The 18,446-nt window shown below is 76.7% G+C and carries 18 protein-coding genes; 10 read left to right on the top strand and 8 right to left on the bottom strand.

Annotation, left to right across the window (positions count from 1 at the left end; genetic code table 11):
• Positions 1-174: 174 nt before the first annotated feature.
• The gene (locus OSB71_RS12300; RefSeq protein WP_265947476.1) at positions 175-870 is read left to right on the top strand and encodes a hypothetical protein; all 696 of its coding nucleotides are present in this window, start codon (positions 175-177) and stop codon (positions 868-870) included.
• A gap of 147 nt (positions 871-1,017) precedes the next feature.
• Here the strand turns inward: OSB71_RS12300 and OSB71_RS12295 are convergent, their stop codons facing one another.
• Positions 1,018-1,563, bottom strand: coding sequence for a hypothetical protein (locus OSB71_RS12295; RefSeq protein WP_265947474.1), 546 nt, complete (start codon positions 1,561-1,563; stop codon positions 1,018-1,020).
• Between the two features lie 110 nt (positions 1,564-1,673).
• Between OSB71_RS12295 and OSB71_RS12290 the strand changes: the two genes are divergently transcribed.
• On the top strand, positions 1,674-2,633 hold the full coding sequence (locus tag OSB71_RS12290; protein ID WP_265947472.1) for a DMT family transporter: 960 nt from the start codon (positions 1,674-1,676) through the stop codon (positions 2,631-2,633).
• 108 nt (positions 2,634-2,741) lie between these two features.
• Here OSB71_RS12290 and OSB71_RS12285 read toward each other — a convergent pair whose 3' ends face one another.
• Positions 2,742-3,902: a magnesium and cobalt transport protein CorA gene (locus tag OSB71_RS12285; protein WP_265947470.1), complete on the bottom strand. Its 1,161-nt coding sequence runs from the start codon at positions 3,900-3,902 to the stop codon at positions 2,742-2,744.
• A 405-nt stretch (positions 3,903-4,307) separates the two neighbouring features.
• Here OSB71_RS12285 and OSB71_RS12280 point away from each other — a divergent pair, with 405 nt between their 5' ends.
• The 4 genes from OSB71_RS12280 to OSB71_RS12265 all read left to right on the top strand — a co-directional run bounded on the left by OSB71_RS12280 (position 4,308) and on the right by OSB71_RS12265 (position 7,369).
• Entirely contained in the window at positions 4,308-4,934 is a 627-nt protein-coding gene (locus OSB71_RS12280; RefSeq protein WP_265947468.1) for a suppressor of fused domain protein, read from the top strand.
• A gap of 43 nt (positions 4,935-4,977) precedes the next feature.
• Entirely contained in the window at positions 4,978-5,616 is a 639-nt protein-coding gene (locus OSB71_RS12275) for a DUF6758 family protein (RefSeq protein ID WP_265947550.1), read from the top strand.
• A 263-nt stretch (positions 5,617-5,879) separates the two neighbouring features.
• On the top strand, positions 5,880-6,725 hold the full coding sequence (locus OSB71_RS12270) for a PHP domain-containing protein (protein ID WP_265947466.1): 846 nt from the start codon (positions 5,880-5,882) through the stop codon (positions 6,723-6,725).
• A 41-nt stretch (positions 6,726-6,766) separates the two neighbouring features.
• Positions 6,767-7,369, top strand: coding sequence for a MarC family protein (locus OSB71_RS12265; RefSeq protein ID WP_265947464.1), 603 nt, complete (start codon positions 6,767-6,769; stop codon positions 7,367-7,369).
• On the opposite strand, the gene OSB71_RS12260 is transcribed toward OSB71_RS12265, so the two are convergent.
• Both OSB71_RS12260 and OSB71_RS12255 read right to left on the bottom strand, forming a co-directional pair.
• A complete protein-coding gene (locus OSB71_RS12260; protein ID WP_265947462.1) occupies positions 7,347-8,213 on the bottom strand; it encodes an alpha/beta fold hydrolase in 867 nt (288 codons plus the stop codon). The genes OSB71_RS12265 and OSB71_RS12260 overlap by 23 nt on opposite strands.
• A gap of 297 nt (positions 8,214-8,510) precedes the next feature.
• The gene (locus OSB71_RS12255; RefSeq protein ID WP_265947460.1) at positions 8,511-10,118 is read right to left on the bottom strand and encodes a DEAD/DEAH box helicase; all 1,608 of its coding nucleotides are present in this window, start codon (positions 10,116-10,118) and stop codon (positions 8,511-8,513) included.
• Positions 10,119-10,420: 302 nt separating this feature from the next.
• Between OSB71_RS12255 and OSB71_RS12250 the strand changes: the two genes are divergently transcribed.
• The gene (locus OSB71_RS12250; protein ID WP_265947458.1) at positions 10,421-11,212 is read left to right on the top strand and encodes a ferritin-like fold-containing protein; all 792 of its coding nucleotides are present in this window, start codon (positions 10,421-10,423) and stop codon (positions 11,210-11,212) included.
• Between the two features lie 37 nt (positions 11,213-11,249).
• On the opposite strand, the gene OSB71_RS12245 is transcribed toward OSB71_RS12250, so the two are convergent.
• The 4 genes from OSB71_RS12245 to OSB71_RS12230 form a co-directional block, all read right to left on the bottom strand.
• Positions 11,250-11,510: a hypothetical protein gene (locus tag OSB71_RS12245; RefSeq protein WP_265947456.1), complete on the bottom strand. Its 261-nt coding sequence runs from the start codon at positions 11,508-11,510 to the stop codon at positions 11,250-11,252.
• Positions 11,511-11,711: 201 nt separating this feature from the next.
• The gene (locus OSB71_RS12240; RefSeq protein WP_265947454.1) at positions 11,712-11,939 is read right to left on the bottom strand and encodes a DUF3107 domain-containing protein; all 228 of its coding nucleotides are present in this window, start codon (positions 11,937-11,939) and stop codon (positions 11,712-11,714) included.
• A 132-nt stretch (positions 11,940-12,071) separates the two neighbouring features.
• Positions 12,072-12,698: a TetR/AcrR family transcriptional regulator gene (locus OSB71_RS12235; RefSeq protein WP_265947452.1), complete on the bottom strand. Its 627-nt coding sequence runs from the start codon at positions 12,696-12,698 to the stop codon at positions 12,072-12,074.
• Between the two features lie 196 nt (positions 12,699-12,894).
• On the bottom strand, positions 12,895-13,092 hold the full coding sequence (locus tag OSB71_RS12230; protein ID WP_265947450.1) for a hypothetical protein: 198 nt from the start codon (positions 13,090-13,092) through the stop codon (positions 12,895-12,897).
• A gap of 177 nt (positions 13,093-13,269) precedes the next feature.
• Here OSB71_RS12230 and OSB71_RS12225 point away from each other — a divergent pair, with 177 nt between their 5' ends.
• From OSB71_RS12225 to OSB71_RS12215, 3 genes are all read left to right on the top strand, one after another.
• On the top strand, positions 13,270-14,322 hold the full coding sequence (locus OSB71_RS12225) for an alpha/beta fold hydrolase (protein WP_265947448.1): 1,053 nt from the start codon (positions 13,270-13,272) through the stop codon (positions 14,320-14,322).
• Between the two features lie 294 nt (positions 14,323-14,616).
• Complete coding sequence (locus OSB71_RS12220) at positions 14,617-15,879, top strand: DUF3152 domain-containing protein (RefSeq protein WP_265947446.1); 1,263 nt, start codon at positions 14,617-14,619, stop codon at positions 15,877-15,879.
• A 960-nt stretch (positions 15,880-16,839) separates the two neighbouring features.
• Positions 16,840-17,757 carry an NAD-dependent epimerase/dehydratase family protein gene (locus OSB71_RS12215; protein ID WP_265947444.1) on the top strand — a complete coding sequence of 306 codons (918 nt, stop codon included), beginning with the start codon at positions 16,840-16,842 and terminating at the stop codon, positions 17,755-17,757.
• The last annotated feature ends 689 nt before the right edge of the window (positions 17,758-18,446 follow it).

Here is an 18,446-nt window from a genome sequence, read left to right as displayed (position 1 = left end):
ACGACGATGGTACGGCGCCCGCCCGTACCTTCGCCGCCAGGGCGGGGACGCGGTGGGGGTAGGGTGCGGTTGCCCCAGCCCCCACACAGCGGAGGACGAGCCGACGTGACAGCCTCACCCGGTGGAGCCCGAGGTGTCAGGAGGGCGGTGACGGGGACGGTCTGCGCGGCGCTTGTGGCGTTGCTCACGGCCTGCGGGACGAGCGACCCGGACGCCGGTACGAACGGGGTCGGCAAGCTGGCGGCCGAGCAGATCGAGGAGCGCGCCCGCGCCGCCGCCGAGGACGCGCGGACGGTGCGGCTCTCCGGCACCCTCGTGAGCGACGACCGCACCTACCGGCTCGACATGCGCCTCACCCCCGAGGGCGGCGTGGGGGAGGTCGCCGCGCGGGGCGGCACCCGCTTCGAGCTCCTGCGGGTGGCCGAGGAGCTGTACCTGAAGGCCGACGCCGCGTTCTGGGCCCACCAGGAGCACACCGGCGAGGAGCCCACCGAGGCCGACCGGGAGGCGGCGGGCAAGCTGGACGGCAAGTACGTGAAGGTCCCGCCCGAGGACCCCTCCTACCGGCAGTTCAGCGCGTTCACCCAGATGGACGTGCTGCTGGACCTGGTGCTGGCGATGAACGGCGAGCGCGCGACGGGCGAGCGCGGCGAGGTGGACGGCGTCCGCACGGTCCGCGTCACGGCCGACGGCGGACGCGGCGGGGTCATGGACGTCTCCCTCGCCGGCACGCCCTACCCGCTGCGCCTGGAGCGGGCCGGGGACGCGGGCACGGTGACGCTGTCGAACTGGAACACGCGGTTCGCGCTGCGGGCGCCCGAGGAGGAGCAGGTCGTCGACTACGGGCAGGAGATCTTCGCCGAGGAGTGAACGGCGCGGGGCCGGCGCTTCCGGGGCGGCCGCTCCCGGGCGAACGGCGCGGGGCGGGCGGTGCGAGGCGAACGGCGCGTCGGCCGGACGGCGCGTCGGCCGGACGGCGCGAGGGCCGGACGGCGCGGGCCCGCGGGGTTGCGGTGCTCAGCGTCGGCGGCGGAGCAGCAGGCGGGGCAGCGCGGCCGGAGCCGGGCGGCGGGTGGTGGCCGGGGTCGGCAGGGGGGCGGCGGCCGTGGCGGCGTCCGGCATCGCCCCGGGGCGCTGGAGCGCCGCGCCCTCGGGGACCAGGCGCAGCACACGGCACCGCGCGGCCCACCGCTCCAGCACCGTGCCGAAGTCGGGGGCGTTCAGGCGCTTGCCCCTGAGCTCCTCGGCCGTGGCCGTCCACGCCTCGGTGCCCGGTTCCAAGGCGGTCACCCGGGCCGGGAAGACGACCAGGCGACCGCCCTTGTCCTTGCTGCGGACGCTGACCGTCGCGCTCGCCCCGTCGGCCAGGCCCAGCCCGTCCAGGGGCTGCTCCCCGGGGCCGTCGCCCACCAGGCAGACCGCGCCGTCGTGCCAGACGTGCCACAGCGCGCGGGCCGGGCCCTGCGGGCCGCGCACCCACACCAGGGCGGACTTCTTCGCGGCCTCCTCGACGAGGGCCCGCTCGAACAGGGCGCCGGAGGCGACGGGGGCGGCGTCGGTCATGCGCCGAGACTACCGTGGCCGGAATCGTCAGCAGCACGCACGGGTCACGCGCCTTACCCTGGCGGGGGTGCCGCACCGAGCGGCCCGCACCGGTGGAAGGGGAGGCACGCATGCGCGGTGCCGAGCGCGTACCGGCCACGTCGGCCACCCCGGCGACCGCCCGCTCGGTCGGGGCCGGGCGGGAGCACGGACGGGAGCTGGCGCTGCTGGGGGTGGCGGTCTTCGGCATCTCCGTCTCCGCGCCGCTGATCGCCGCCACCGCGGCCCCCGCCCTGGCCATCGCCTTCTGGCGCAACGCCATGGCCGTGGGCGCGCTCGTCCCCGTGGCACTGCTGCGGCGGCACCGGGCGGCGCTGCGCGCCATGGGGCGCCGCCGGCTGGCGCTGGCGGCCGCCGCGGGCGTGCTGCTCGCGGTGCACTTCGCGCTGTGGCTGCCGAGCCTGCACCTGACCTCGGTCGCCTCGTCCACCGCCCTGGTCACCACCACGCCTATCTGGACGACGCTGCTGCTGCGGCTGGGCGGGCACCGGCAGCCGGGCCTGGTGTGGGCGGGGACGGCGGTGGCGTTCTGCGGGGTGCTGCTGCTCACCGGCGTCGACCTCGCCCTCTCGCCGCGCGCGCTGGCCGGGGACGCGCTGGCCCTGGGGGGCGGCATGGCGGCGGCGGGCTACGTGCTGCTGGGCTCCCGGGTGCGCCGCACGGTCTCCACGACCGCCTACACGGTGGTCTGCTTCACCACCGCCTCCGTCGTCCTGCTCGCCCTGTGCCTGGCCACGGGCGCCGACCTCGGCGCGGGCTACTCGGCGGAGACGTGGCTGAAGCTGCTGGTGCTCACGGTCGTCGCGCAGTTGCTCGGCCACAGCCTGCTCAACCGGGTCGTGCGCGGGCTCGGCCCCTCGGTGACGTCCACCGCGATCCTGCTGGAGACCCCCGGCGCGACGCTCCTGGCGGCGCTGTGGCTGGGCCAGACCCCGTCGGCCGTGGCCTACCCCGCGCTCGCGGCGATCCTGGCCGGGCTGCTGCTGGTGCTGCGCGCCCCCGGCGGCACCGGGCCCCGGTCCGCCGCCTAGCCCGGGCCCGCCGCCCGGGTCAGGCGCCCCGCCTGCGCGGGTTCCCCCGCCCGGTCCGCGTCCGCCGCCCGGGCCCCGGCCGGGGCCGGCCGCCGGGACGCCGGGCGCTCACAGCCAGCCGTTGCGCCGGAAGCCGCGGTGGATGCAGGCGCAGATGCCGAAGATCACGGCCATGACCACGGGGTAGCCGTACTCCCAGTCCGTCTCGGGCATGTGGGAGAAGTTCATGCCGTACACGCCGGCGATCATCGTGGGCACCGCGAAGATCGCCGCCCAGGCGGTGATCTTGCGCATGTCCTCGTTCTGCGCGACGGTGGCCTGCGCCAGATTGGCCTGGAGGATGGAGTTGAGCAGGTCGTCGAAGGAGAGCACCTGCTCGTTGACGCGGGCCAGGTGGTCGGCGACGTCGCGGAAGTACTTCTGGATGTCGGGGTCGATCACCCGCATCGGCCGCTCGCTGAGCTGCTGCATCGGCCGCAGCAGCGGCGAGACGGCCCGCTTGAACCCCAGCACCTCGCGCTTGAGCTGGTAGATCCGCCCGGCCTCGCCGCCCCCGCGCGCCCTGGAGCGGCCGGTGCCCTGCTGCGAGAAGACGTCGATCTCCACGTCGTCGATGTCGTCCTGGACGGCGTCGGCGACCGCGAGGTACCCGTCCACGGCCTGGTCCGCGATCGCGTGCAGCACGGCGGAGGGGCCCTTGGCCAGCAGCTCGGGGTCCTCCTCCAACCGGTGGCGCAGGCCGCGCAGCGACCCCTGCGCGCCGTGCCGGACGGTGATGATGTAGTCGGCGCCGGTGAAGCACATCACCTCGCCGGTCTCCACCACCTGGCTGCCCGCGGTGCGCTCGGCGCGGGCCCGGTAGTGGATCGTCTTGATCACGGTGAACAGCGAGTCGTCGTAGCGCTCCAGCTTCGGCCGCTGGTGGGCGTGGACGGCGTCCTCGACCGCCAGCGGGTGCAGCCCGAACGCCTCCGCGACCCCGGCGAACTCCTCCTGCGTCGGCTCGTGCAGCCCGATCCACACGAAGCCGTCCCCGCCTCCGCCTTCGCCGACTCCCCCTTCGCCCTCCGGCGACCGCACCGCGGCGAGGGCTTCGCGCGGGTCGGACGGGGCCGCGCCCCGGCGCCCGCCGGTGTAGACGGCGCAGTCGACCACGGCGCTGGAGGCGGCGGTCTGCAGGGCCGGCTCGTAGCGCCCGGAGGCCAGACCGCGCCGGAAGGGGCGGCGGGCCGGGCGGACGGCGGCACGCAGGTCACGCATCATCGACATGCTGGGCTCCTCGCGGGGGTCACGCGGAATGAGCCGCCAGCGGCACGGGGAAGGCGCACGGCGCCGGGCACACGGGGCAGGCCGGGGGACGAACCGGCGCGGGGGGGACCCGAAGGGGCACGCGTGAACGCGTCCACGCGGGGCGGGACCTGCGCCGGAGTGGGGCCTTCGCGGGCGCGGGGCGCCGTCAGCAGGGCCGCTGCCGGAGGGAGGACGGGCTGCTACTGCACGGTCGACTGGGATCCATGTCCGCCCACCTCCTCCGGCCGGCCCCCGCGGGGGAAGAATCGGTTCGTGCCCTTGACAGTCGGTCAAGGCTAGCACTCGGCAGGTGAACCATCACCCACCGAGCGGTGAAAACCGGCGTCTCTTTGCCCAATCCGTACGAGCCCTAAACTCCCGAGCATGACTGATGTGCGCGAACGAGTGGAGGCGCGGCTGCGCGAGGCGTTCGGCGAGCCCGACGCCAGGGCGGCGGTGACCTTCCTGGGCACCGACCGGATCGAGGTGCTGCGCTTCCTCGACCCGGGCACCTCGCCGGGCCCCGACGACGCGCGGCCCGGCGGTCCCGTGGTGCGCTACGCCACGCTGGGCATGTCCCTGGCGCCGATGAACGACCCGACGGCGGCGGTCGCCGACCCCGAGCGCGGTCCGCGCGCCGAACTGGTCCTCAGCGTGCGGGCCGGGGTGGCCGACACCGACGAGGTGCTGCGGCCGCTCGCGGTGCTCGCCGCCTCGCCGCAGGTCGAGGGCGTGGTCGTCGCCCCCGGCGCGTCCCTGGACGTCGGCCGGCCGCTGTGGCCGGCCGCCCCCTTCAGCTCCGTCCTGGTCGCCGAGCCCGGCGGCCTGGTGGACGACGCGGACCTGGACGCCCCGCGCGAGCCGGTGCGCTTCCTGCCGCTGCTGCCGATGACGCCGACCGAGGCGGCGTGGAAGCGGGTACACGGCGCGCAGGCGCTGCGCGAGCGCTGGCTCACCCACGGCACGGACCTGCGCGACCCCCGGCGCGGCCCGGTACCCCTGACCGGGTGATCGTCCTTGACGAAGCGGGCACCGAGGAGCACCGTGGATGTCCATGAGGGGCGAACCCAGTTGCCCGAAGTGCGGTGGCCGGGTCAGGGCACCCGGCCTGTTCTCCGACACCTGGCGGTGTGACGCGCACGGCAGTGTGCACCCGCTCCAGCCGGTCCTCCCGCCCAGCGTGGACGCCCTCAGCGTGGTGGTGCGCCGGACCCGGGTACCGCTGTGGATGCCGTGGCCGCTGCCCGTCGGCTGGCTGTTCTCCGGGGTCGTCTGCGCCGGGGACGACCGCGACGGGGGCCGCGCCACCGCGCTCGCCTGCTCCGGCCCCGGCCCGCTGGGCGGCGCGGGGGAGCTGCTGCTGATCGCCGAGGAGCTCGGCGTCGGGCTCGGCGCCCGGTACGCGGGCATCGAGGGGCCCGACCCCGGCCGCCACCTGGACGTCACCGGGCCGCCGGAGGCGAAGGTGCTGGCCGCCGGGCGGCCCACCCCGCTGTGGCACGTCGGCGGGACGCCCGAGGACCGCGCCGTCTTCGCAGGGGAGGCCCGGGGGCTGTGGCTGTGGGCCGTCGCCTGGCCGGACAGCTCGGGACTGCTCCTCTACGACGAGCTGGTGCTGACCGACCTGCGGGACGCGGGCGCGGAGGTCGACCTCGTCCCGTGCGGCGCCCTCTCCCCGCGCCTGCTGTCCTGACCGCCCCGCCCCACCCGGCCCCGCGTGCGGCTCGTCCCGGCGCCGCGCGCCGTCCGTCCCGGGCCCGCGTCCGGTTCGTCCCGGTCCGTGCGTGGTGCCTCCGCGTCTCGTGCGGCTCGCCGCGGACCCGCGCCCGTGCGCGCCGGGCGTCCGGTCGTGCCCGGTGCGGGGTGGGCGGGGCCACACCGCCGCGCGGCGGTCGCCGGCCTGGCGGCCGTTAGACTGGGGCCGTCCCCGCCTACGTCGACCGCTGGAGTGTGCCGGTGCGCATCGATCTGCACGCCCACTCCACCGCGTCGGACGGCACCGACACCCCGGCCGAGCTGGTGCGCAACGCCGCCGCGGCGGGGCTGGACGTCGTGGCGCTGACCGACCACGACACCGTGGCCGGGTACGACGAGGCGATCGCCGCGCTGCCCGCCGGGCTGACGCTCGTCACCGGGGCCGAGCTGTCCTGCCGGCTGGACGGGGTGAGCCTGCACCTGCTCGCCTACCTCTTCGACCCGCGCGAGCCCGAGCTGGCCCGCGAGCGGGAGCTGGTGCGCGACGACCGGGTGCCGCGTGCCCAGGGCATGGTCGCCAAGCTCCGGGAGCTGGGCGTGCCGATCACCTGGGAGCGGGTCGCCGCCATCGCCGGCGACGGCGCCGTGGGCCGTCCGCACATCGCCGCCGCGCTGGTGGACCTCGGCGTCGTCCCCGACGTCTCCGCCGCCTTCACCGCCCAGTGGCTCGCGAACGACGGGCGCGCGTACGTGGAGAAGCACGAGCTGGACCCGTTCGAGGCCGTCCGGCTGGTCAAGGGCGCGGGCGGAGTCGCCGTCTTCGCCCACCCGCTGGCCGCGAAGCGCGGCCGGTGCGTGCCCGAGAGCGCCATCGCGGAGCTGGCCGCCGCCGGTCTGGACGGCATCGAGGCCGACCACATGGACCACGACCCGGCCACCCGGGCCCACCTGCACGGCCTCGCCGCCGACCTGGGTCTGCTGGCCACCGGCTCCAGCGACTACCACGGCAGCCGCAAGACCTGCCGCCTGGGCGAGCACACCACCGCGCCGGACGTCTACGCCGAGATCGCCGCGCGGGGCTCCGGCGCCCGGCCCGTCACGGGCTGACCCCGCCACCCCCACTCCGCTCACGCACCCAAGGCACCACCGTGTTCGACGCCGCCGTCTTCGGATCGCTGTTCCTCACCCTCTTCGTCATCATGGACCCGCCCGGCATCACGCCGATCTTCCTGGCGCTCACCTCCGGGCGCCCGGTGAAGGTGCAGCGCCGGATGGCCTGGCAGGCCGCGCTCGTGGCCTTCGGCGTCATCACCGTCTTCGGCCTCTTCGGCCAGCAGATCCTGGGGTACCTGCACGTCTCCACGCCCGCGCTGATGGTCGCGGGCGGCCTGCTGCTGCTCCTGGTCGCGCTGGACCTGCTCACCGGCAAGACCGACGAGCCCAAGCAGACCAAGGAGGTCAACGTCGCCCTGGTGCCGCTGGGCATGCCGCTGCTCGCGGGGCCGGGCGCGATCGTGTCGGTGATCCTCGCCGTGGACCGCGCGGACGGCCTGAGCGGCCAGGTCAGCGTGTGGCTGGCGATCGCGGCGATGCACGTCGTGCTGTGGCTGACGATGCGCTATTCGCTGTTCATCGTGCGCGTCATCAAGGAGGGCGGCGTCGTCCTGGTGACGCGGCTGTCCGGCATGCTGCTGTCGGCCATCGCCGTGCAGCAGATCGCGAACGGCGTCACCCAGTTCGTCCAGGGCTGACGGCGTCGAAGAACGCGGCGAGCGCGGTGGCGGTCGCCGCGGGCCGCTCGGCGTTGGGCGAGTGGTCGGCGCCCTCGATCACCGTGCGGCGCGCGCCGAGCCGCGCCGCCATCGCGTCCAGCAGGGGGACCGGCCAGGCGTAGTCCGTCGCGCCGGAGAGCACGTGCACCGGCAGCCCGGCGGCGGCCAGCTCGGCGACGCGGTCCGGCTCGGTGAGCAGCGTCCGGCCGGTGGCGCTGAGCTGCGCGGGGCGGGTCGCCAGCCACCGGGTGCGCAGGAACGCCGCCACCTCCGGGCCGGTGACCGCGTCGGCCGCCTCCGGCGGGTCCAGCGCCCGCATGTGCTCCCACACCTCCGTCATGTCCAGCACGGCCAGCGCGCCCACCAGCAGCTTCAGCCGCTCCTGCTGGACCTGCGAGACGGCGGCCGGGCCGCTGCTGAGCAGCGTGAGCGAGCGGAACGGAGCCGGGTCGCGCAGCACGGCCGCACGGGCGACCAGGCCGCCGAAGGAGTGCCCGACCAGGTGCACGCCCGGCACGTCCAGCGCCGCCACCTGGGCCAGCACGTCGCGCGCCAGCTCCGGCAGCGCGTAGGCCTCCTCCGTGCGCGGACCGGGCGACTCGTACTGCCCGCGCCCGTCCACCGCGACGACGCGGTACCCGGCGTCGGACAGCGGGCGCAGCAGGCCGATGAAGTCCTCCTTGCTGCCGGTGAAGCCCGGCAGCAGCAGGGCGGTGCCGCGCCGGGCGGTGCCGGTGTCGTGCACGGCGAACTCCCCGCGCGCGGTGGGCAGCCGGTACGCCCGGGCGCCGGGCGGGAGGGTGAGGAAGGGCGGCTTGCTCATGCGCCGACGCTAGCGGCTCCGCCCCGCCGCCCCGGCCCCCGCCCCCGGCGGCGCGGGCCCGCCGTGGGCCCCGGCTCCGGCCACGATTCCGGCCGTCTTGACACCGGCCCCGTCTCCCGACGCCGTCTCCGGCCCCGTGTGCCGGTACCGGCCGCGGCGTCCGGCGGCGTCTGCCGTGCGACCCCGGCCCCGGTCCCGGCCCCGGTCCCGCGCCCCGGCCCGGGACGGCGGACGCCGGGCGGGCCGGGGTGCGGCCCGCCCGGCGTCAGGGGCGGTGGGAGCGGCGCGGCGGCCGGGTCACTCCGACTTCGACTGCGGCGCGGAGCCGCTGCGCGTGCGGCGGCGGCGCCGCCGGGGCTTGCGGGCGGCCTCGCCCGCCTCCGCCGGGGCGGCGCCGGACGCGGCCGGCTGCGCGGCGGCGTCCGCCGCCGCTCCGTCGACCGTCACGCCACCGCGGGTGCGGCGGCGCTCACGGGCGCGCCGGGGCCGCTCCTCGCGCGGGGCGCCCGAGCGCTGCGCGCCGGCGGTGCGGCCGCGGCGCGCGCCGGGCTCGCCGAGGTCCTCGACCTCCTCGGCCGCCAGCCCCGCCCGCGTGCGCTCCGCCCGCGGCAGGACACCCTTGGTGCCCTCGGGGATGCCGAGCAGCTCGTACAGGTGCGGGGAGGTGGAGTACGTCTCCTCCGGGTCGGGGAAGGGCAGGTCGAGCGCCTTGTTGATGAGCTGCCAGCGCGGGATGTCGTCCCAGTCGACCAGGGTGACGGCGGTGCCCGACGCGCCCGCCCGGCCGGTGCGGCCGATCCGGTGCAGGTAGGTCTTCTCGTCCTCGGGGGTCTGGTAGTTCACCACGTGGGTGACGCCCTCGACGTCGATGCCGCGCGCGGCGACGTCGGTGCACACGAGCACGTCCACCTTGCCGTTGCGGAACGCGCGCAGCGCCTGCTCGCGCGCGCCTTGGCCCAGGTCGCCGTGGACGGCGCCCGCGGCGAAGCCGCGCCGGGTGAGCTGCTCGGCGATGTCGGCCGCGGTGCGCTTGGTGCGGCAGAAGATCATCGCCAGCCCGCGGCTCTCGGCCTGGAGGATGCGCGAGACCAGCTCCGGCTTGTCCATCGAGTGGGCCCGGAAGACGTGCTGGGTGGTGTTGGCCACCGTCGCGCCCTCGTCGTCCGGAGAGGTGGCGCTGATGTGGGTCGGCTGCGTCATGTAGCGGCGGGCGAGCGAGATGACCTGGCCCGGCATCGTCGCGGAGAACAGCATCGTCTGCCGCTTGGCCGGCAGGAGCTGGATGATCTTCTCGACGTCCGGCAGGAAGCCCAGGTCGAGCATCTCGTCGGCTTCGTCCAGGACGAGCGCCCTGACGTGCCCGAGGTCGAGTTTGCGCTGCCCGGCCAGGTCCAGGAGGCGGCCGGGCGTGCCGACGACGATGTCCACGCCCTTGCGCAGCGCCTCGACCTGCGGCTCGTAGGCGCGGCCGCCGTAGATGGACAGCACCCGCACGTTGCGGACCTTGCCCGCGGTGAGCAGGTCGTTGGTCACCTGCTGGCACAGCTCGCGGGTGGGGACGACCACCAGGGCCTGCGGGGCGTCGGTGAGCTGCGCGGGCGTGGCCCGGCCGGCGTCGACGTCGGCCGGGACGGTGACGGCCTCCAGGAGCGGCAGTCCGAAGCCGAGGGTCTTGCCGGTGCCCGTCTTGGCCTGGCCGATGACGTCCATGCCCGCGAGGGCCACGGGCAGCGTCATCTCCTGGATGGGGAACGCGGTGGTGATGCCGATGGCCTCAAGGGCCTCGGCGCTCTCGGTGAGGATTCCGAGTTCGCGGAATGTCGTGGTGGACAGGAGCTTGCCTCTTCCATGAGACGCGGGACGAGGCGGCGAGGCGGGTCGTACCGCGCCCGCGCGTGCGATCACGCGGCGCAGGACCACTTGCTCTCGCTCAAGCGCTCATCTCGCGCGAGCGGTCCCTCACGTGCGGAGGGCGGTCTGGTCGGAGCCGATCGTGCTACCGACCGGGCATCCGCGTTCCGGGGGCGGCCCCCGGCGATGGGACTTCAATACCGAGACCCGTCGAAATCTCCGGCGGGCTCTATACCACTGTACCGCGAAACCGCGAAGCTGTACCGGGTCGCGTACGACGCGCGCGGCCGCCGGGGCCGGGACGGGGCGGGCCCTGGGGGCTTCCGCACCAGGTGGGGCGGGCTATTGTGCCCCGCATGGAGACGCCTGAGACCTCTGCCACGCCCTCGCAGCCCGCCGACTCCGACCAGGCGGCCCCCACGGCCGCCACGGCCCCCACGGCCCCCACGGACACCGGTATCGCCGCGCAGACCTGGGCGGAGGCGTCGGCCGACCCCCACTACCGGGAGGCCGTCGTCGACCTGCTGGGCGCCCTGGCCTACGGCGAGCTGGCCGCCTTCGAGCGGCTGGCGGAGGACGCGAAGCTGGCGCCCACGCTCGCCGACAAGGGCAAGCTCGCGGCCATGGCCTCGGCCGAGTTCCACCACTTCGACGCGTTGCGCGAGCGGCTGGCCCGGATCGAGGTGGACCCCACGCGGGCCATGGAGCCCTTTGTGCCCTCGCTGGACGAGTTCCACCGGCAGACCGCGCCGTCCGACTGGCTGGAGGGGCTGATCAAGGCCTACGTGGGCGACTCCATCGCCTCCGACTTCTACCGCGAGGTCGCGGCCCGCCTGGACTCCGACACCCGCGGGCTCGTCCTCGGCGTGCTGGACGACACGGGGTACTCCAGCTTCGCGGTGGAGCGGGTGCGCGCGGCGATCGAGGCCGACCCCCGGGTCGGCGGCCGCCTGGCGCTGTGGGCCCGGCGGCTGATGGGGGAGGCGCTGTCCCAGGCGCAGCGCGTGGTCGCCGAGCGGGACGCGCTGTCGACCATGCTCGTCGGCGGGGTGGCCGCCGGGTTCGACCTGGCGGAAGTCGGCCGCATGTTCTCGCGGATCACCGAGGCGCACACCAAGCGGATGGCGGCGCTCGGCCTGGCCGCGTAGCCGCCCGCGCACGGGCTCCCCCGCGCGGGGGCGAGGCTCACCGGCCGGGCTGGGGCAGGCGGCGGGCGTCCAGCAGCAGCGAGAGCAGCGCGGCGGCGACGGCGACGGCCAGCACGAGGGCGACGGCCAGGTGGCCGGGACCGAGCACCGCGCGGGTGACGAGCCCGCCGACCGCGGCGGCCACGGTGCCCGTCGCCAGGACCAGCGGCGCGCTCGCGAAGCGGCCGGGCAGCCAGCGCAGCGCGGCGGCGGCGATGACCAGGCCGAGCAGTGCGGAACCGAGCGCTTCCCCGAGCATGAGCACCTCCGAGCCGCGAACAAAACGGACCTTCCCGGTCTTACCCCGGAAAGGTCGTCCGCGAAACGCCAGATGGGCCTGACGGGTGCCCACCGCGAGGGCGGCTGCGCGCGGGCCGCACGCCGGACGGCGGCCGGAGGCGTCGAGCCCCAGGCCGCCGTCCGGCGTGCGCGCCCGGTCGGGCCGCGCCCGGCGGGGCGCTCAGACCGCGCCGAAGCCCACCCGGCGCGCCGTCGGGTCACCGATGTCGACGTAGGCCAGGCGGTCGGACGGCACCAGGACCTTGCGCCCGTGCTCGTCCTCCAGGCTCAGCAGGCCCGCCTTGCCGGCCAGGGCCTCGGCGACCGTCTGCTCGATCTCCTCCGCCTGCTGGCGGCTCTCCAGCGTGATCTCGCGAGGCGTGTGCAGCACGCCGATCCTGACCTCCACGCGTTGTCCCTTCCGACACGTCAAAACGGTCACTCGCTGCGCGCGTCCGTACGGGCCGCGCACTGTGCCCTCACCCTAGCCCGCGTGCGCGGCCCGTACGGACGCGCGCGCAACGCCCGGAGCGAACAGCGCTCAGTCGTGCATCGGGAACCCGGCGATGCCGCGCCAGGCCAGGGAGGAGATGAGCGTCGCGGCGGCGTCCCGGGGGATCTGCTGGCCCGCGCCGAGCCAGTACCGCGCGGTGATCTGGGCCATGCCGCACAGCCCCACGGCCAGCAGCATCGCCTGCCCCTGCGGCAGATCGGTGTCCTCGGCGATGACGGCGCTGACCGCGTCCGCGCACTCCAGGCTGACCTTGTCCACGCGCTCGCGCACCGCCGGCTCGTTGGTCAGGTCGGACTCGAAGACGAGCCGGAACGCCCCGCCCTCGTTCTCCACGAAAGCGAAGTAGGCGTCCATGGTGGCCGCCACGCGCTGCTTGTTGTCGGTCGTGGACTCCAGGGCGGCGCGCACCGCCTGGAGCAGCGCGTCGCAGTGCTGGTCCAGCAGCGCCATGTAGAGGTCCAGCTTGCCGGGGAAGTGCTGGTACAGCACCGGCTTGCTGACTCCCGCGCGGTCGGCGATGTCGTCCATCGCCGCGGCGTGGTACCCCTGGGCGACGAACACCTCCTGCGCGGCCCCCAGCAACTGGTTGCGCCGGGCCCGTCGCGGCAGGCGCGTGCCCCGCGGGCGTGCCTCGGTCTGCTCGATGGCTGTCACGCCGCCTCCCTGGATCGTTCCGCGCGCGCAGTCGCGCCGCGTCCGTCATCGTACTTTTCGGTAACCCGGGTGCGCGCGTCGGCGGAGGAGATTTTCATCTATCGGACACCGGGCCCCCCGGGGCTGTCCTGGTACGCCCGGTTGTGCGCGGATACGTGCCCCGCCGTCCGGAGCCGGGCGGCGGGGCGGGGCGGCGTCAGCGGTAGTCGTCCTCGTCCAGATCGACCACGCGCGCCTGCTCGGCGGCGTCGGCCGGGTCGACCGCGTCCAGGTCCCGTCCGCTCAGCGGGCTGTCCTCGGACTCGACCACCTCGGTGCGCTGCTCGGCGGCGTCGGCTTCGGGCGTCTCCTCGCCCGGTTCGTCGGCGGGCGTGGGGTAGTGCTGGTCGTCCACGGCGTCCTCGCTGGTCTCCGGATCGGTGGAATGTACGGGTACTACGGGTACCGGGCCACCTCTTACCCCGGGGTCGGCTCCTCACACGAGCCTAGGGTTCGGCGGTGCGACGCGCGAGACGGCGTGTGACGCCGGTCATACGATAGTTCCGTGTGATCGAGTCGTAACATGCCCTGCATGGCTTCCACCGACCCGCCGCACGTACGGACCGCAACGCAAGACCGCGAGTCCTCGGGTTCGGACCCGGGGACCGGTGCTGACGCCACCCACCCCCGGCGCACGGTGTCCCTGCCCGGGCTGACCCTGGCGGTGCGCGCGCCCGCGCCGCCGCCCGAACGACCCCCCGAAGCGCCGCCCGCCCTCTACGTCCACGGGCTCGGCGGCTCCTCCCTGAACTGGCTGGCCCTGATGGACGAGCTCGCCGGGGACGTGGACGGCGAGGCGCTCGACCTCCCGGGCTTCGGCCACTCGCCGCCCCCCGAGAACGGCGACTACTCCGTCATCGGCCACGCCCGCGCCGTCATCCGCTACCTCGACGCCACCGCACGCGGGCCCGTGCACCTGCTGGGCAACTCACTCGGCGGCGCCGTCACCACCCGCGTCGCCGCCGCCCGGCCCGACCTGGTGCGCACCCTCACCCTCGTCGCGCCCGCCCTGCCGGAGCTGCGGCCCCAGCGCTCGGCGCTGCCCACCGGACTGCTCGCGCTGCCCGGCGCCGTCCGCGGCTACCGCAGGCTCACCCGGGACTGGACGGCCGAGCGCCGCACCCGGGCCGTGCTCGCCCTGTGCTACGCCGACCCCACCCGCGTCACCGAGCGGGAGCTCACCGACGCCGTCGCCGAGTACGAGCGGCGCCTGGGGCTGCCGCACTTCTGGGACAGCCTGGCGCGCTCGGCGCGCGGTATCGTCCAGGCCTACGCCCTGGGCGGTCAGCACTCGCTGTGGCGGCAGGCCGAGCGGGTGCTCGCGCCGACGCTCCTGATCTACGGCGGGCGGGACAAACTCGTCTCCTGCCGCATGGCCCGCAAGGCGAGCCGCGCCTTCCGCTCCTCCCGGCTGGTGACCATGCCGGACGCCGGGCATGTACCCATGATGGAGTACCCCGCGGAGGTCGCCGCCGCCGTCCGGCGCCTGCTGGCCGACACGGGCACGGCCACCACAACGGACACCACAACGGCCACCACAACGGCCACCACAACGGCCACCACCACCGAGCCGGACAGGAGCTGAGACCCCGTGGGACGTCACAGCCGCCCGCGCGGCGGGGGCCGCGCACCGGCGACGGCGGCTCGGCCGCAGGCGCGCCCGCCCGCCCCCGACTCGGCAGCGGTCGCCGGCCGGAGGCCCGCGGAGACGGCGGGTGCGGACGCGGCCGCCGGGGAAGCGGCCGACTCGGCAGCGGCCGACGCGGCAGCGGTCGCCGGTGAGGCGGCCGGCGGCGGAGCGGTCGCCGGTGGGACGCCCGCGCCGCCCGCTGCCGCGGCGTCCCAGCCTGAGCCGCCGGCTGCCGCGCCGTCCGCCGGTGTGCCCTCCGCGCCCGCGCCGTCCGCCGAGCCGCCCGCGCCGCGCGTCGCGCCGGAGGCCGGGCCCCGCGTCGCGATGGCCGGGCAGCGCGGGCGTACCGCGCGCCCCGGCGCCGGGTACGCGGAGGCCACGCGGCCGGGGCCCGGGCACGTGGAGGCCGCGCGCTCCGAGGCCGCGCGCCCCGAGCCCGTACGTGCGGAGCCCGTGCGCGCGGAGGCCGCGCCCGCGGAGGCCGCGCCCGCGGAGGCCGGGCGGCCGGGGGCCGGTCCGGCCGCCGAGGGGCCGGTGGTGGGGCCGCCGCGCCCCCCGCGGGGCGGCCCGCGTCCCGAGTACGTGCGGGCCTTCGACGCGTCCCCGCCCGCCGCCGCGCCCCCGCCCGCCGCGGGCTCCCCGCGTCCCCCGGCGCCGCGCTCCGGCGACGGCGACCGGCCGGCTCCCGCCCCGACCGGCTTCGGCCCGCCCCGCCGCCCCGGCCGGCTGCGGCTGGCCACCGGTGTGTTCGCCGCCCTGGTCACCGGCGCCCTGACCGTCCTGGTGGCCGGGCAGGCATCCGAGGGCGGCGCCGAGACGCCGGGCACCGCGGAGCGCCCGCCGGGGGAGCGGTCCCCCGGCGTCGGCTCGGATCCCGACCCGGCGGGTTCGGCCGCCCCGCAGACCCCGCAGGCGTACGAGGAGAAGCTCGGCACGCTGTTGCCCGTCGCCGCCGACCTCGCCGGGCCCGGCACGTTCGCGGCCGTCCCCGGGCGCGCGGAGGGCCCCGGCCGGGGCGAGACGCTCACCTACCGCGTCGACGTCGAGAAGGGCCTCGGGCTCGACGCGGAGCTGTTCGCGCGGGCGGTGCACACCACGATCAACGACGAGCGGAGCTGGGCCCACGACGGCCGACGCAGCTTCGTGCGGGTGGACTCCGGGCCCGTCGACTTCGTCATGACGCTGGCCAGCCCGGCGACGACGGCCGAGTGGTGCGCGAAGTCAGGGCTCGACACCACCGTGGACAACGTCTCCTGCGACTCCGCCGCCACCGAGCGCATCATGATCAACGCCTACCGGTGGGGCCAGGGCGCGCCGACCTACGGCCCGGACCTCATCCGCGAGTACCGCGAGATGCTCATCAACCACGAGGTGGGCCACCGGCTGGGCTTCGGACACGTGGGCTGTCCGGAGGACGGCGCGCTGGCCTCGGTGATGATGCAGCAGACCAAGACGCTCACCTCCGGCGACCGCACCTGCCGCCCGAACGCCTGGCCGCACCCCAAGGGCTGACCCGCCTCGTCCGCCGCCCGCGGCGGACTGACGGCGCGAAAACGGGTGGCGGGCGTAAAAGTCACGCTTGTTCACCCCTTCCGGTGGTCCGGCGGACAACCGTCCATCCTGGCCCCACGTCCCGCGCATAGCGTCGTCCTCGTTCTCACCGGCCACCCGGACGGCCGGGCCCAGCACTGGAACGGGGGTGACGTTCATGCGCGTCGCGCTTCTCACCGGCGGCGGCCGCCCGTACGCCCGAGGCGGGTCGGTCCGCCGGTGCGACCGGCCGGTTCGCGGCCCGGCCGACCACCCGTGCGGGCAGTACGCGCCCCGGGTCCGCCGGGGGTGCCCAGCGCTCCCCGGGGAGCCGCCGCAGGCGCGCCCCGACGGTGTGCGCCGGGCGCACGGGCTGCGCGAGCGAGCCCGGTCCGCCGAGCACGGCGCGGAGCCGGCCGCCGCCCGTCGCGCCGCTGGGGAAGCTGCGGCGGAGGGCCGCGCCGAGCGCGGCACCGCCCAGGCGGACCGTTTCGCCAATGGCGGGTGCGGGCTCGCGGGCCTCGCCGCCGAGCCGCGCGTCCGCACCCGGTGGGCGGCGGGTCGGCGCACCCGGGGGCGCGGGCGGCCCCGGCCGGACGCGGTCCGGGCCCGCGGGGGCCGGCTCCGGCGCGCGGGAGGGAGCCCGGTGAGCGGCCGGGCGCCGGTGCCCGCGGGGGCGGCCACCGGGCGGCCGTGCGGGCCGGGAGCGCCGGGCGGGCCACCGGAGTCCTCCCCGCCCGCCACCTCCCGCCCCCGCCGGCCGCCCCCGTCCTCCTCGCGCCCGCCGCGCCCGCAGCGTCCGCCCGCACCGGCGCCTCCGCGCCCGCCGTCCACCGCCGCCACCGGTCCCGCGACCGGCCGCCCTCACCACTCACAAGGAGCACCGCCGATGACCGCTCAGCACGCCACTGGCCCCTCCCGTCGACCGGAGGAGGAAGCGCGATGAGGGTGCTGCTGCTCGGGGCCAGCGGCTTCATCGGCCGCTACGTGGCCGACCGCCTGCTCGCCGACCCGGCCGTCCAGCTCACCGCGCTCGGCCGCCAGGACGACTCCGACGTCCGCTTCGACCTGTCCAACGGCAGCCCCGGCGCGCTCACCCGCTTCCTGGACGCGGTGCACCCCGGCGTCGTCGTCAACTGCTCGGGCGCCATCCGGGGCGGCGCGCGGGACCTGATCCGGCACAACACCGTGAGCACGGCCACCGTCTGCGAGGCGCTGCGGCGCAGCGGTTGCACCGCGCGCCTGGTGCACGTGGGCTGTGCCGCCGAGTACGGCCCGTCGCAGCCGGGCTCGTCCACCGGCGAGGACGCCGTGCCCCGCCCGGGCAGCCCGTACGGCGTCAGCAAGCTCGCGGCGACGGAGCTGGTGCTCGGCTCCGGGCTCGACGCGATCGTGCTGCGGGTCTTCTCGCCCGCCGGGCCCGGCACCCCGGCCGGCTCGCCGCTGGGCCGGCTGGCGGAGGCGCTGCGCCGCGCGATGCAGCACGGGGACCACGAGCTGAAGCTCGCCGGGCTGGGCGTGCAACGCGACTTCGTGGACGTCCGCGACGTGGCGCGGGCGGTGCACGCCGCCTCGCTGTCGGCCGCGCAGGGCGTCGTCAACATCGGCACGGGCCGGGCCGTGCGGCTGCGGGACGCCGTCGGCACGCTGACCCGGGTCGCCGGATACACCGGCGCCGTCCTGGAGGCCGACGAGCCCCACCTGGGCGCCGCCCCGCCGCAGCCGCCCTACCCCGACGGCTGCGGCACGTGGCAGCAGGCGGACGTGCGCACCGCGCGGGACCGGCTGGGCTGGCGGCCGCGCATCGGGCTGGAGGAGTCGCTCGCCGACATCTGGATGGAGGCGGCGTGCCGCATCTGAGCCCGGCGCCGGGCACGGCCCCGGGCCGCGGGCGGGCCGGGGCCGCCGGGCCCGGGGCCGCCGGGCCCGCTTCCGAGCACCGGCCGCGGGCGCCCGGCGAGTAGCGGGCGCCGGCAGGCCCGGGCGCCCGGCCGTGTCGTGCGCCGTGGCCTGCTGGCAGGTCCGGCGCCCGTCGTCGCCCGCGCTCCGCGTGCCTGGGCGCCGTGGGCGTCCCACGGTCTGGTCATCCGGTCCAGCATGCGGTCGGCCTGTTGGGCCGCTCCGGGACGGTGCGGCTCCCGCGCGGGCCCCGCGCCACCGGGCGGGGCCCGCGTCGCCGCTCCGGGCGCACCGGCGGGGACGCGGGCCCGCGCTGCTCGGCGTGGGTGCGCGGCACTCGGTGCCAGGTGTGCGGGGGTCGCCGCGCCGGTACCCGCGTCCGCCCGCACCCGGCGCACGGCGTCCCTGAGCGCTGCTCGCTGTCCGCGCGGCGCCTTCTGTGGGTTTCGCGCCACAGTGTGGGACGGCGCGGCGGGCTCCTCCGCCCTCGGCCCGGCGGACTCCCGGTGCCGCACGGCACGCGTCGCCGCTGGTCCACCGGCCGCACCGCGCCGCTCCCCCCGTGGCCGACGGCGCCGCACCGGGCCGCGTGGCGGGGGTCACGTACGGGCCGGGACCGTCGATTTCGAGACGCTGCCCGACTGCTGGGA

The sequence above is a fragment of the Streptomyces marinisediminis genome, assembly GCF_026262575.1.
GTDB lineage: Bacteria > Actinomycetota > Actinomycetes > Streptomycetales > Streptomycetaceae > Streptomyces > Streptomyces marinisediminis.
The sequence above is the reverse complement of the archived record's forward strand: the minus strand, read 5'-3'. Positions and strand labels throughout refer to the sequence as shown.